This window comes from Phnomibacter sp. (genome assembly GCF_036803085.1).
Lineage (GTDB): Bacteria > Bacteroidota > Bacteroidia > Chitinophagales > Chitinophagaceae > Phnomibacter.
On sequence record NZ_DAIRUZ010000008.1, the window covers coordinates 141754 to 155970 of the forward strand.

Consider the following 14217-nt stretch of genomic DNA (forward strand, 5'->3'; position numbering starts at 1 on the left):
ATACAAAACAGCCCTACATTTGTGATCACGGGAAATGGTGTCTTCCTATGCACAAACCGTCGTGCAATACATGCAACGACTAATGGCGCCTACAAATAATCGAACATGGGCAACGAAATGTTGCCGGATAAAATATTTGTAGGATGATCAACACTTTCAGGAAACAATTTGAACAATTCACTATTGCGCAGCAACTCTTTCGCTGGACTTTACTGTCGGTGCCGTTAGCACTAGTGGTAGGCTCATTGGTAGCCCTTTTTTTATGGCTACTGGATGAGGCCACCAAGTTGCAATGGCGGTATACCTGGCTATTGTATGCATTGCCATTGGCAGGAGTGCTCATTTATTTTTTGTACCAATACTGGGGCAAAAAAGCCGAAGCAGGCAACAACCTTATCATGGATGAAATTCATGAGCCGGGCGGCGGTGTTCCATTACGCATGACGCCGTTAGTATTGTTTACCACCATCATTACCCACTTGTTTGGTGGCTCTGCCGGCCGCGAAGGCACTGCTGTACAAATGGGCGGCAGTATAGCCAGCCTGCTTGCCCGGTGGTTTACACTCAGCAAACAAGATACCAGCACTTTGCTTATGTGTGGCATTGCTGCAGGCTTTGGCGCTGTATTTGGCACCCCTGTTACCGGTGCCATATTTGCACTGGAAGTACTGGCGGTTGGGCGCATCAGTCATCATGCATTGATGCCTTGCTTTATATCGGCGGTACTGGCAGATATTACCTGTAGTGCGTATGGCATTACGCATACACACTACCACATCACATTCAGCAATGTAATGCAAAGCAGCATGCCTTACCTGCACTTGGATGCTGCTTTATTGCTTACGGTAGTAGCCGCTGGCATCGCCTTTGGTATCACCGGATTTATTTTTGCGGAGCTCTCTCATACCATCAAAAACTATAGCAACCGTTGGATAAAAATCAAATGGTTGATGCCTTTCATCGGCGGCCTCATGATTATAGCACTTACATGGCTACTGGGTACAAGGGATTATCTGGGGCTGGGTGTAACCAACCCCACAGGCGGCGCCTCTATTGTGTCAGCTTTCGAAGCCGATGGTGTGTCCACTTTCAGTTGGGCCTGGAAACTGTTATTTACTGCCATTACCATTGGTATGGGTTTTAAAGGTGGCGAAGTAACGCCGCTGTTTTTTATTGGCGCCGCCTTAGGCAACAGCATTGCCGTGCTCACCGGCGCACCTGTTGATTTAATGGCCGGGCTAGGCTTTATAGCCGTATTTGCAGCCGCTACCAATACACCCATTGCCTGCGCTATCATGGGTGTAGAACTCTTTGGCGGAGAGTACCTGCTCTACTATGCCATTGCCACTTTTACCGCATACTATTTCAGCGGACATTCCGGCATTTATTTATCGCAAAAAATAGGTGTATCAAAAACGCACCCGCAGCAAGCAATAACTGACACCACTGTAAGGCAGGCACGTAATAAACGCATCCATAAAAAGGATTGACGGTTTTATAGTCAGCAAGTAAAATACAAGCAATGCTTCGCTACAAATGTTGCGCTGATGAATGATAGTTCAGCAACTACTGCTAATTCAATATTCGATAATGGCTGGGCGATTGCCCAACCCGCTGCTTAAACAAACGGGTGAAATGCTGCGGATATTTAAAGCCTAGTTCAAACGCAATTTCATTTACCGACTTTTCCAGATTTGCCATCTTATCTTTTGCCAGGTCTATCACTTTGGCCTGTATGTATTCCTGTGCGGTTTTGCCCGTTTCTTTTTTAATGAGGTCGCCAAAATAATTGGCCGACAAATGCAACTCGCCGGCACACCATGCCACAGAAGGCAGGCCAATGGTTTGTGGCTTTTCGCTTTGGTAATAATCGTTGAGTAATACTTCGAACCTTTCCAGAATGCCTCTGTTAGCGTTCTCTCGGGTAATAAACTGCCGGTCGTAAAAACGGGTACAATAGTTTAAGAACAATTCAATATTTGACACGATGAGCTTCTTGCTGTGTTTGTCTATTGATTGCTGTAATTCATACACAATTTTTGCAAAACAATCCATCACCAGCTGTCTCTCTTTTTCAGATAAATGCAGGGCTTCATGCGATTGATACCCAAAAAAAGTATAATCCTTAATGTGCTTACTCAGCGATGTGCCATGCAGTAAATCAGGATGAAAAACCAATGCATATCCTTTGGGTTGATACACCTGTCCATCGGTTTCAATATCCAGTACCTGACCCGGTGCTACAAATACCAGCGTTCCTTCCTGATAATCGTAGTAGTTACAGCCGTATTTAATATCGCCACATTTAATCTCTTTCAAAAAAACACAATACAACCCGTAGTTGATTTTAATGGTTTGCTCATTGCCCCACGACCGTGGTGCCGCTTTCGAAAAATCAATCACACTCACCAGTGGGTGCAGCGTTTCATGGTTATTCAAGGCATTGTAATCAGATACTGAATCAAACTTAAAAACCGGTGTCATGGCCAGTACAATTTAACGATAGATAAAAGTACTTGTTGCCATGTGTAACAAGGTACTACAACAACACAATCAGTAAAAATGGTAGATGAATCAGGAATGCATATACAAGGCCTGCTGTAAAAGTGTTCATTTTTAAATGCCATGGCTGAATTACAATTCATCACAACAAACACACCCGCATTTTTTTGGATAATAAATATTGACAACCAATTGAAAACTGCGCCTGTTGTAGAGTAAGCGCCAAGGCAGCTATCCTTTGGTATGCAAAAACGATTAACTTCCCACAAAGAATTCTCCAATGCCTGAGCTTAGCCTGACCGTCAACGGAAAAAAAATACAAATTGACGTGGACCCATCCACACCTGTGTTGTGGGTGTTGAGAGATCATTTGAATTTGGTAGGCACCAAGTTTGGTTGCGGTATGGCACAATGTGGTGCCTGCACTATACTGCTCGACAATGTAGCTGTTCGCTCCTGCATGCTGCCGGTTTCGGCCGTAGGCCAGCGGGCCATCACCAGCATTGAAGGCCTGTCGGCCAATGGCGACCACCCCGTGCAAGAAGCCTGGGTAGAGCAGGATGTGGCCCAGTGCGGCTACTGCCAAACCGGACAAATGATGAGTGCTGTGGCATTGCTACGCCGCACCCCCAACCCAACCGATGCACAAATTGATGCTGCCATGAGCGGCAATATTTGCAGGTGTGGCACCTACCTGCGCATTCGCAAAGCCATTCATACAGCAGCTAAAAAACAACGCACCATCTGATTATGGCAAAAAGTTATTCCAGAAGAAATTTCCTGAAAGTGTCTGCACTATCAGGAGGCGGCATGCTCATCAGCTTTAACCTGCTGCAATTATCTGCCGGTGCACAGCCCGCCGATAGTGAACCGTTTGCACCCAATGCTTACATCAAAATTTCGGCCGATGGCAGCATTGTGCTCATGGCCCCCAATCCTGAAATTGGACAGGGTGTAAAAACATCGCTGCCACTCATCATAGCCGAAGAGCTGGAAGTAAACTGGCAAACCATACAGGTAGAGCTGGCACCATTGCACAGCGCCATGGGCAGGCAAACTGCAGGTGGCAGCGGATCGGTAAGGGGCCGCTACACTGAGCTGCGTACCATTGGAGCCACTGCCCGTGAAATGCTGGTAGCCGCAGCTGCACAAACATGGAGTGTACCTGTAACAGAATGCGCTGCCGCCAACGGCGAAGTAACGCACACACCTACGGGTAAAAAACTGAGCTACGGTGCTTTGGCTGCTACGGCAGCTACCATGCCCGTGCCTGCAAAGCCTGCATTGAAAGACCCTACAACATTCAAACTCATTGGCACCCGCATTACCGATGTGGATGCAAAAAAAATAGTGACCGGCCAGCCCCTGTTTGGGATAGACACCCGAAAAGAAGGCATGCTGTTTGCCATGGTGAGCCGACCACCGGCCTATGGCAAAACACTGGGCAAAGTAGATGATACCGCTGCCCTGAAAGTGCAGGGCGTAAAAAAAGTAGTACAAATAGAAAATGCGGTGGCCGTGCTGGCTACCTCTACCTGGGCTGCCAAAAAAGGACGGGATGCATTGGTAGTACAATGGAACGATAAAGAAAAACTGGAGAATACGGCAGCCCATTTCGACAGCTTTAAAAAACTGTTGGACAAGCCATCGGCTACACCACCTGCCCGCAACGATGGTAATGTAGAGGCCGCTGCGCAACAAGCGGTAAAAGTGTTGGATGTGTATTATGAAATGCCTGCTTTGTCGCATGGGCAAATGGAGCCTCTGAATTTTTATGCCAACGTGCAAAATGACAAAGCAGCATTGTACGGCCCTACGCAGGTGCCGGCTTCGGTACGAAGTGAAGTAGCCAAGAAATTAGGCATTGCCGAAGCAGACATCACCATTGCATCTCCCCGCCAGGGCGGTGGCTTTGGCCGCAAACTCATGACCGATAACGGTGTAGAAGCTGCCTTAATTTCGGCAGCGGCAAAATGCCCCGTGCAGGTGCAGTGGACAAGAGAAGACGACATGCAAAACGACTTTTACCGGCCTGCAGAAATGTGGCGCTACCGGGCGGCACTTTCGGCTACAGAGTTGTTGTCGTGGCACCAGTCGGGCATTGGCATTGGCCGCGGTGTACGTGGCGATAGTTACATTGCCGGCAGCATTGCCAACTACCGTGCCGAAGGACAAGGATTTGCCAGCAATACCCCCACCGGTTGGTGGCGGGCACCGGGTGCCAATACACTTGCATTTGCCGCCGAAAGTTTTATGGACGAAATATGCGTGGCGCTGAAAAAAGATCCCGTAGCATTTCGGTTGGCCATTTTACAGCAAGCCAAACAGCAGCCCGTAGGCAAACTCAGTTACGACCCCGACAAGTACAAAAGTGTAATAGACCTCGTAGTGAATATGAGCAACTGGAACAGTAAAAAGCCCGGGATTTTCAAAGGCTTTTCTACCTGGTATTCATTTGGCTCATATGTAGCGCAGGTGGTAGAAGTGCAACTGGTAAAAGGCCAGCCCAAAATAGTGAAAGTGTATTGTGCTGTCAACTGCGGCAGGGTGATCAACCTGAGCGGTGCAGAAAATCAGGTGCAGGGCTCCATTGTTGATGGCATTGGCCACGCCATGTATCCTAAAGTAACTTTTGTAAATGGTGCGGTGCAGGAAACCAATTTTCATGCTTACAAAATGCTACGGATGAAAGATGCACCCATGGATATTGAAGTAGGCTTTGTACCATCAGAGGAACCACCAACAGGATTGGGCGAACCTGCATTGCCACCCATTGCTGCAGCCTTGGCCAATGCCTTGTTTGCAGCTACTGGTAAGCGCATTCGTAAAATGCCTTTTGCAGAGCAAATGGGTTAAATGCGGCTTTTCACTGCAGTGGTTGATTAGTGAATACTGCACTAAAAACCGGTAAAAATACCATCAGCTTAAAAGCCTATCATGTACTTCATTACGTTCATGATAGGTTTAATTTTTAGCCGGTATTGCTGCTATATCTTCACTCTGCACTTATTGGTATTGCTATCCTCATTAATGCTTATTCGTTCTGTCAGTATATAGTCAGAACGTGACCTTCATGGGTGCTATCAGAAATATAACCTATAACGCTTATTGATTGACGCAGTGTACACTGCAACAAAAATGAAGAAAGAACTCACAGATATTGTTGCCGCCTATGAGCAAAACATTCGCACTGGTACGGGTATGGTACTGGCTACGGTTGTACATGTAGAAGGCTCCTCGTACCGCAGGCCCGGAGCCCGGATGCTGGTGGATGAAACGGGAAAAATAACGGGTGCCATTAGTGGAGGCTGCCTCGAAGGCGATGCGCTACGCAAAGCACTGATGGCGCTGCATCAACAGCAAAACAAACTCGTATCCTACAACAGTATGGAAGAGGATGATGCAACGTTTGGTATACAACTTGGCTGCAATGGCATTGTTCATATTTTGTTTGAACCCATCCATCCTCAGGATGCCAACAATCCTGTGGCCTGTTTGCAACAAGCCATTCAGGAAAGAAAAGAAGCGGTACTGGTAACGCTGTTTTCTTTGCAAGCAACCCATAACCAGCAACCCGGCACCTGCTACCTGCTTACAAAAGAAAATACGGTAAGCAGCGCATTGCCCACCACACTTGAAACTGTGGTTGCAGCAAAAGCTCTACAAGTATTGCTAACAAAAACATCTTTGTTTGCTGACAACATCAATCAGCAAGCGTTATCGGCATTCATTGAGTTTGTATCTCCTGCTGTTGCATTGCACATTATTGGCGCAGGCAACGATGCCATGCCGCTGGTACACATGGCCAAACAACTCGGCTGGCAGGTGAGTGTAATGGATGGCAGAAATCATCTTGTAACTCAAACCCGTTTTCCCTTGGCCGATCATTTAGTTGTGGGCAAGCCCGAACAAATCATCCATGATATTTCGAAAGATGAATGGAGCGTTGTAGTGATGATGACGCACAACTATAACTACGATCTGGCGTTGCTGCCATTGCTATTGAAGCATTCACTGCGCTACATTGGCATGCTTGGCCCCAAGCGGCGCATGGAGCGGTTGTTGAATGAATTGGTACAGCAAGGTTGTACCATCACCGCAGCTCAGCAGCAACACTTGTATGGCCCTGTTGGGCTGGACATTGGTGCAGAAACTTCGGAAGAAATTGCCCTCTCTGTATTAGCCGAAATCAAAGCGGTGCTCTCCTACCGAAACGGATATTCCCTTCGCTACAGGCAGGAAGCCATTCATCCAAGGAGCAACAGCACAACCGAAGCCACTGAACATTCATGATGCAAAAGGCAACACATACAGGCATCATCATACTTGCTGCTGGCAAGGCTTCGCGGATGGGTACGGCAAAGCAATTGCTACCATATGCAGGTTCCACTTTATTACAACATACGTTGGATGTATGCAAAACGGCGAAAGTTGATTTTGTGCAACTGGTTGTTGGCGCTTACGCATCAGCAATTTTACCACAATTACGAACCACAGCTGCGGTGTGTACCAACCCCGATTGGGAAAGTGGCATGGCTTCTTCCATTTGCTGCGGCATGCAGGCTGCACTGGCAAAGCAACCTGAAACATCCACCCTCATTTTTGTGGTGGCAGATCAGCCGCATCTTAATACCATGTGCATTCAACAACTCATTAATACACATCAGCAAAGCCAACAACCTATCGAGTACAGCCGCTACAGCAAAGGCTTTGGTACACCTGTCCTGTTTTCTAAAACATTCTTTCCGCAACTACTGCAACTCACCGGAGACAAGGGCGCCAAACAATTAATTCTGCAAAACGAAAACAGTGCTGCTTATATTCATTTTACGAATGGCGATATAGATATTGACACCGAAGCAGACTATCGTAAACTTAAAGAAGGAGCCTGATTGAATATGCTGACAGACAGCTTTGGCAGAGAGCACCAATACCTGAGAATTTCGCTTACAGACAATTGTAATTTGCGATGCTTTTATTGCATGCCCGAAGAAGAATATGACTTTATGCCTGCGGCATCTCGCATGCAAGCCAATGAAATAGCATCCCTCGCTGCCACATTCGTTCAAATGGGCGTTACTAAAATACGGCTCACCGGCGGTGAACCTTTGGTACGAAAAGATGCAGCTGATATCATCATGCAATTGAGTAAACTGCCGGTACAACTTACCCTCACCAGCAATGGCACCAGAATACATGAATTTATAGATGTATTAACCGACGCTGGTGTACGTTCACTCAATATCAGTTTAGACACATTGCAGCCCGACACCTTTCTGCATTTAACCAGGAGAAATGCATTTCAACAGGTGTATAATAATATTCAGTTGATGTTGCAAAAACAGTTTCATGTAAAAGTGAACATGGTAGTAATGAAGGGCATCAACGATGGTGAAATCAATGACTTTATTGCTTGGACAAAAGATAGTCCTGTACATGTCCGCTTTATCGAATTCATGCCTTTTGAAGGCAACCGCTGGACGAGTAACAAAGTATTTACATGGCAAGAAATACTAGCCGTAGCTCAACAGCAATTTGCATTTGAACCACTGCACAATGCAGCACACGACACTGCCAAAGCGTATCAGGTGGAAGGCCATGCAGGTACATTTGCTGTCATCAGTACCATGAGTGCACCTTTTTGCAACAGCTGCAACCGGCTTCGCTTAACTGCCGATGGCAAAATGAAAAACTGCTTGTTTGCCGCCAATGAAACAGATTTGCTTTCAGCACTGCGTAAAGGCGAAGACGTGACAAAACTGATTCAACAAAATGTGGCAGCAAAAGCTGCAGCACTCGGCGGCCAGTTTACCACCGACTTTGAACACCTGAATGCTCAAGACCTGCACAACCGAAGTATGATTGGTATTGGAGGGTAAGAAATTTCAGCAGTATTATTTCAACCACATGCACAAATAAAACGGACGCTATGATTTCCGTATCAGCAGCATTACAATACATCAAAGAAAATATAACGCCACTGCCAGCAGCAACAATGCCGTTGCAACTGGCAGCAGGCAAAGTATTGGCCGAAGATGTATTTGCAAGCATTGATATTCCTGCATATCCGCAATCCAGCATGGATGGATATGCGTTTGTATTTGATGATGTGCATCAGCCACTGCATATAACCGGAGAAATGGCCGCTGGTGCTGCAGCAAACATAACGTTGGCAACAGGAAATGCAATGCGCATATTTACCGGCGCCCCCGTACCTGCAGGTGCCGACACCGTGGTGATGCAGGAAAAAGTACGTGTAGAAAACGGACAGCTGCTGATTGAAGATTCTCAACTACAACGCGGTGCCAATGTAAGATCAGCAGGTAGCGAAATTCAGGCCGGCGCTTTAGCATTGCCCAAAGGAAGCCTACTTAAGCCTGCAGCCATTGGCTTTTTGGCAGGTATTGGCATCACTCATGTGTCGGTTATTCCGAATCCAATAATCAGTATCATACTCACAGGTAACGAATTGCAAACACCCGGCAACGCATTGCAATACGGGCAAGTGTATGAGTCTAACTCGTATAGCCTTACAGCAGCACTCGAAGCCTTGCATTTGCCTGTGTTCCGCACTTACACAGTAACAGACAACCTTGATTCTCTAACCAACACATTGGCACAAGCATTGCACGACAGTGATGTAGTATTACTCACCGGCGGTGTAAGTGTTGGAGATTATGATTTTGTACTACAAGCTGCACAGGCTTGCGGTATCAGCACACAGTTTCATAAAGTGAAACAAAAACCTGGCAAGCCGTTGTATTTCGGTACAAAGGAGCAACAGCTTGTCTTTGGTTTGCCGGGCAATCCATCTTCTGTGCTCACCTGTTTTTATATCTATGTCTGCAATGCTTTGGCGCAACTTACACTGCGGCCATTGGCTGTACCACATATCAACTGCACACTTGCTGCAGACTGTAAAAAAGCAGCTGGCCTTACACACTTTCAAAAAGCAACATATGCCGATGGAAAAGTGCAGCCATTAGCGGCACAAGAATCGTACAAGCTACAGACGTTTGCTGTTGCCAATTGCCTGTTAGAACTGCCGGAAGAAAGTACCGGCGGCCTAAAAGGCGATACCGTTCGCATTCATCTTTTACCCCAGTAAGCACATGGATTATATTGCACTATTTTATGTCCTCTTATTTATTGTTGCGTTTTTATATGCAGCGGTAGGTCATGGTGGTGCCAGTGGCTACCTCGCATTAATGGTACTGTTCAGCATTGCTCCAGCTGTAATGAAACCCACAGCGCTGTTGCTCAATTTGTTTGTATCACTCACATCGTTCATCCATTTTTATAGGGGTGGTCATTTTCGCCTCAGGCTCTTTCTTCCTCTTGCCATTGTTTCTATTCCAATGGCCTTCATTGGTGGTGCCATTGCAATCGATGCAGCTGTGTACAAACAAATACTTGGCTGGTTTTTACTACTACCTGTTGTACGATTGTTGCTGGCCAAAGATTCGGCATATACAGAACAGCGCAAAGAATCTGTGCCATTGGCGTTGCTCATTGGTGCTGCCATCGGTTTTTTATCGGGGCTCATCGGCATTGGCGGCGGCATTCTTTTATCGCCAGTATTATTGATGCTTCATTGGGCCAACATGAAACAAACCGCGGCCGTCAGTGCCCTGTTTATTTTCGTCAATTCTGCGGCAGGCCTTGCCGGGCAATTCACCAACGGTATTCATTTCACAACCGCCATGTATGGCTATGTACTGGTGGCCTTTGCTGGTGGTTTAGCAGGTGCATATTATGGTGCTGTAAAATTCAATCAGCAGCTGTTGAAATATTTACTGGCACTGGTATTGTGTATTGCAGCAGTAAAACTTTTGGTTACCTAACTTCAATGTTGATTATGGAAAACGGCAAACGAATACAGGTGTTTTTTTTTGGCAAGCTGAGTGAAATTGCAGGAGCTGCTACAACGCTCAGCAACCTGCACAATACCGACGAACTCATTCAGCATTTACACACCCAATTTCCTGCATTGGCAAATGAAAAATTTGCGGTAGCGGTAAACAAACAAACCATTCACACAAACACAGAACTACCTGATAATTGTACAGTAGCTTTACTTCCACCATTTTCTGGCGGCTAATGAAAGAACAAGAACTATATCAGGAACGCTACCATCGCCAACTCATTCTGAAAGGATTTGGAGATGCTGCACAGCAACGACTGTTGGCCGCCAACGTATTGGTTGTAGGAGCTGGCGGCTTGGGATGCCCGGTGCTGCAATACCTTGCCGCAGCAGGCGTTGGCCACATTGGTATTGTAGACGACGATGTTGTTTCGCTCAACAATTTGCACCGGCAGGTATTGTACAACGTACAAATGATTGGACAACCAAAAGCTATTTGTGCAGCCAAGGTGTTGCAGCAACTCAATCCTAACATTACCTGCACCATTCACCACGAACGTTTGACTAACCACAACGCCGCCAACATTATTTCCGGCTACGATATAGTGATAGACGGCACCGATAATTTTGCCAGCAGGTACCTCATCAATGATGCTTGTGTGCTACTGGAAAAGCCACTCATCTTTGGTGCCATTGCACAATACGAAGGACAGGTGGCTGTGTTCAATGTATCACTCAACAATACTCCGGCAACCAATTACCGCGACTTATTTCCGCTGCCACCCAAACCGGGCGAAGTACTCAACTGTGCGGAAGCAGGCGTACTCGGTGTATTGCCCGCCATCATTGGTGGTTTCATGGCCAACGAAGCCATTAAGCTCATTGCAGGTATCGGTCAAACATTAAGCAATCAATTGCTAACGTACAATGCACTGAACAGTCAGACTTACGAAATCAACATCAGTCCGCAATCCGCAACACGGCAGCTCATTCCTGCCACGCTTCATGCATTGATGCAAACAGACTATGACAGTTTTTGTAATGCAACTTTTGCGATTGAAGAAATTGATGCTGCTCAGTTTAATGACTTGCTGCATAATGACGCCATCAGCATTGTAGATGTGCGGGAAAAAGATGAATGGCCGTTGGTAACTCAGTTTAGTCATCTACACATTCCATTGGCGCAACTAATGCAACACACAGCATGGCTCACAGCACCAACCATCGTCATCTTTTGTTTATCCGGCATCCGCAGTGCTCAGGCTGCCATGCAGTTGACAAACCATTTTGGCAGCGCTAAAAAAATACTGAGTGTAAAAGGTGGTATACAAGCATGGATGCAATTGCAAACACAAGCAACATCATGAAAAAGACTCCCAAAAATATCTTTACAGAAGGGCCAATAGCTCCAGCCTTTATTTCGGATAGTATTGCTAAACACAGCAGCAACACTTCCATTGGCGGACACAGTATTTTCCTCGGTCAGGTAAGGGCTGATGTGATTGATGATAAGCAAGTGATAGCTATAGAATACACGGCGTACAACGAGCTGGCACTGGAAAAAATGCACCAGATACGGGAAGCTATATTCTCCAAATACCCACTTACCTGTATGCACATTCATCATAGCCTCGGCCGGGTAGCCGTTGGCGAAATTTGCTTGTTTGTTTTTACATCATCGGCACACCGCCGTGCTGCTATTGATGCCTGCAACGAAATAGTAGAACGCATCAAAAACGAGTTGCCCATTTGGGGGAAAGAAATATTAGAAGATGCATCTCACCAATGGAAAGTCAATCAATAAATTATGGTCAACATTACACATAAATCTTCTACGCTACGGGAAGCCATTGCAACTGCCAGGCTCACCGTATCCAAACAAGCAACCATTGACGCTATTCAAAACAAAAGCGTTCCGAAGGGAGATGTATTTGAATTTTCGAGAGCTGCAGGTTTGCTGGCAGTCAAAAAAACAAGTGATGTTATTCCTGATTGCCATCCACTACCGGTTGAGTTTGCATCTATCAAACATTCGATTGATGGACTGAGCATTCTCATAACAGTAGAAGTGCATACAATTTATAAAACTGGTGTAGAAGTAGAAGCGATGCACGGCGCTGCCATTACAGCACTCACCATGTACGATATGCTCAAACCATTGGATAGCGGTGTAGAGATTGCTGCAGTAAAACTGGAGAGTAAAAAAGGCGGCAAATCGGGCATTAGCAAAGAAGGAAGAGAGGACTTACGCATTGCTGTAATAGTGTGTTCAGATTCTATTGCGGCAGGCAACAATGCAGATGCCAGTGGCCAAACGATTTTGCAAAAACTGGAACAGCACCAACTACAGGCAGCAGCTTTCGATATCATTCCTGATGATGTAGCAAGCATTCAGGCAAAAGCAAAACAATACAGCAATGAAGGATATCACCTCATACTTTTTACCGGTGGCACTGGGCTCTCTCCCCGGGACGTAACACCCGATGCTGTGGCACCACTGCTCGACCGCACTATTCCCGGCATTATGGAAGCAGCCCGCAATTATGGCCAACAACGAACACCCTATGCCATGTTTTCCCGGGGCGTAGCAGGCTTTATTCAACAAACCTTGGTACTCACCCTGCCTGGCTCTCCCAAAGGCGCAGCAGAAACCATGGATGCATTGTTTCCTTACGTCCTGCACCTGTTTAAGGTGGCAGCAGGCATGCGGCACGATTGATGGTGAAATCGTTCGTTCACCACAATACGCATTCAAAGTATTTGCGTGTTTCTTTTCTTTACAATCCGAATCAAACAATTGAGCGTAAGACACTTTCCTCTTTCCATCAACTATCCGATATTATGACCAAACAGGTTTTCATTAACTTACCCGTTCAAGATCCTGAACAATCGATGGCGTTGTACGCCGCATTGGGCTTTACCAACAATCCACAATTTTCTGACGACCAGGGAAAATGCATGGTGTGGAGCGATACCATTTACCTGATGCTTTTATCGCATCAAAAGTTTGCCTCCTTTGCAACCAAACCTATTGCCGACACAAAAGCTACCGTCGCAGGCTTGTATTCACTATCGCTGAGCAGCGAAGAAGAAGTACATGCACTGATGGGTAAAGGGCTGCTGGCAGGCGGTACAGAGCCACATGAACCACGTAACTATGGTTTCATGCTGCAGCGGACACTCGTTGATTTCGATGGCCACACGTGGGAGTTTTTCTATATGGACATGTCGAAAATACCTGTAGCAGCAAACGACAATTAAAACTGTCAATATGGCCCAACCACTATCTTTTTTGAAAGTGGCAAGTCCTATGCTCTCAACAGAAATAGTTAATCTACTGCACCAGAACTTTTGTTCAGATATATTTGCAACTGGAAGACACTTGAAATGGAAGTGAAAAGATTTCTTTTTCAATGTGCTACGGGGCTGACCGGTTTTGACAGCAAAGATCTTTGAACGTGTAAGCATGCCGAGCGTTGGATAATTAGCTCGATAATCTGAATATTCAAAATTCAAATGGCAATACACAGTATGCCATGGCTGCCTAATCGGAGATTAGCCAGTCATTAGGGCCGCCGTGCAGGTTGACCTGTTACCATGCGCCGCCGCCGACTCAAAAACAAACACAGGTTGCTGCCATCGAAGGCTGTGACGATGGCTTAAGACTCATACAGCTAAGGAATAGATTGGTAGGTTCAGGTCCTGTTTATTCCCGACAATGAATCATGAAATAAGCATGTAGAAAGCGTTTGGCGATTTTGTTTGGACCAGGGTTCGACTCCCTGCAGCTCCACAAAAAAATAAAAGGCAATCCTTAGTGGATTGCCTTTTTTATTACTTCCGAATGTCTT

General features: G+C 46.2%; 14 protein-coding genes, 1 other RNA gene and 1 riboswitch. Of the genes, 14 read left to right on the top strand and 1 reads right to left on the bottom strand.

All coding sequences use genetic code 11. The features are described from left to right. The first annotated feature begins 21 nt into the window (after nt 1-21). Nucleotides 22-99: riboswitch (Fluoride riboswitch) on the top strand. A 44-nt stretch (nt 100-143) separates the two neighbouring features. Next, nucleotides 144-1490, top strand: coding sequence for a voltage-gated chloride channel family protein (locus V7Q13_RS14985; protein WP_333801480.1), 1347 nt, complete (start codon nt 144-146; stop codon nt 1488-1490). 82 nt (nt 1491-1572) lie between these two features. On the opposite strand, the gene V7Q13_RS14990 is transcribed toward V7Q13_RS14985, so the two are convergent. Further along, the gene (locus V7Q13_RS14990) at nt 1573-2484 is read right to left on the bottom strand and encodes a helix-turn-helix domain-containing protein (protein WP_333801481.1); all 912 of its coding nucleotides are present in this window, start codon (nt 2482-2484) and stop codon (nt 1573-1575) included. Nucleotides 2485-2782: 298 nt separating this feature from the next. On the opposite strand from V7Q13_RS14990, the gene V7Q13_RS14995 reads away from it, so the two are divergent. The 13 genes from V7Q13_RS14995 (at nt 2783) to ssrA (ending at nt 14162) form a co-directional block, all read left to right on the top strand. After that, nucleotides 2783-3250 (top strand): (2Fe-2S)-binding protein, encoded by a 468-nt coding sequence (locus V7Q13_RS14995; RefSeq protein WP_333801482.1) that lies wholly within the window; start codon nt 2783-2785, stop codon nt 3248-3250. 2 nt (nt 3251-3252) lie between these two features. Further along, nucleotides 3253-5358 carry a xanthine dehydrogenase family protein molybdopterin-binding subunit gene (locus V7Q13_RS15000; RefSeq protein ID WP_333801483.1) on the top strand — a complete coding sequence of 702 codons (2106 nt, stop codon included), beginning with the start codon at nt 3253-3255 and terminating at the stop codon, nt 5356-5358. Between the two features lie 282 nt (nt 5359-5640). Beyond that, on the top strand, nt 5641-6795 hold the full coding sequence (locus tag V7Q13_RS15005) for an XdhC family protein (RefSeq protein WP_333801484.1): 1155 nt from the start codon (nt 5641-5643) through the stop codon (nt 6793-6795). Beyond that, entirely contained in the window at nt 6792-7394 is a 603-nt protein-coding gene (locus tag V7Q13_RS15010; protein WP_333801485.1) for a nucleotidyltransferase family protein, read from the top strand. Before V7Q13_RS15005 ends, V7Q13_RS15010 begins: the two co-directional genes overlap by 4 nt. A gap of 6 nt (nt 7395-7400) precedes the next feature. Next, the gene (gene moaA, locus V7Q13_RS15015) at nt 7401-8381 is read left to right on the top strand and encodes a GTP 3',8-cyclase MoaA (protein WP_333801486.1); all 981 of its coding nucleotides are present in this window, start codon (nt 7401-7403) and stop codon (nt 8379-8381) included. 50 nt (nt 8382-8431) lie between these two features. Continuing rightward, a complete protein-coding gene (locus V7Q13_RS15020) occupies nt 8432-9610 on the top strand; it encodes a molybdopterin molybdotransferase MoeA (RefSeq protein WP_333801487.1) in 1179 nt (392 codons plus the stop codon). A 4-nt stretch (nt 9611-9614) separates the two neighbouring features. Then, nucleotides 9615-10346, top strand: a complete 732-nt coding sequence (locus V7Q13_RS15025) for a sulfite exporter TauE/SafE family protein (RefSeq protein ID WP_333801488.1) — start codon at nt 9615-9617, stop codon at nt 10344-10346. A 14-nt stretch (nt 10347-10360) separates the two neighbouring features. Continuing rightward, nucleotides 10361-10603 carry a MoaD/ThiS family protein gene (locus tag V7Q13_RS15030; protein ID WP_333801489.1) on the top strand — a complete coding sequence of 81 codons (243 nt, stop codon included), beginning with the start codon at nt 10361-10363 and terminating at the stop codon, nt 10601-10603. Further along, the gene (locus V7Q13_RS15035; protein WP_333801490.1) at nt 10603-11733 is read left to right on the top strand and encodes a HesA/MoeB/ThiF family protein; all 1131 of its coding nucleotides are present in this window, start codon (nt 10603-10605) and stop codon (nt 11731-11733) included. The genes V7Q13_RS15030 and V7Q13_RS15035 overlap by 1 nt, the downstream gene beginning before the upstream one ends. Beyond that, the gene (locus tag V7Q13_RS15040) at nt 11730-12170 is read left to right on the top strand and encodes a molybdenum cofactor biosynthesis protein MoaE (protein ID WP_333801491.1); all 441 of its coding nucleotides are present in this window, start codon (nt 11730-11732) and stop codon (nt 12168-12170) included. The genes V7Q13_RS15035 and V7Q13_RS15040 overlap by 4 nt, the downstream gene beginning before the upstream one ends. A 3-nt stretch (nt 12171-12173) precedes the next feature. Continuing rightward, complete coding sequence (gene moaCB / locus V7Q13_RS15045; protein WP_333801492.1) at nt 12174-13085, top strand: bifunctional molybdenum cofactor biosynthesis protein MoaC/MoaB; 912 nt, start codon at nt 12174-12176, stop codon at nt 13083-13085. Between the two features lie 122 nt (nt 13086-13207). After that, nucleotides 13208-13627 (top strand): VOC family protein, encoded by a 420-nt coding sequence (locus V7Q13_RS15050; RefSeq protein WP_333801493.1) that lies wholly within the window; start codon nt 13208-13210, stop codon nt 13625-13627. Between the two features lie 161 nt (nt 13628-13788). Continuing rightward, nucleotides 13789-14162: a transfer-messenger RNA gene (ssrA, locus tag V7Q13_RS15055) on the top strand. The last annotated feature ends 55 nt before the right edge of the window (nt 14163-14217 follow it).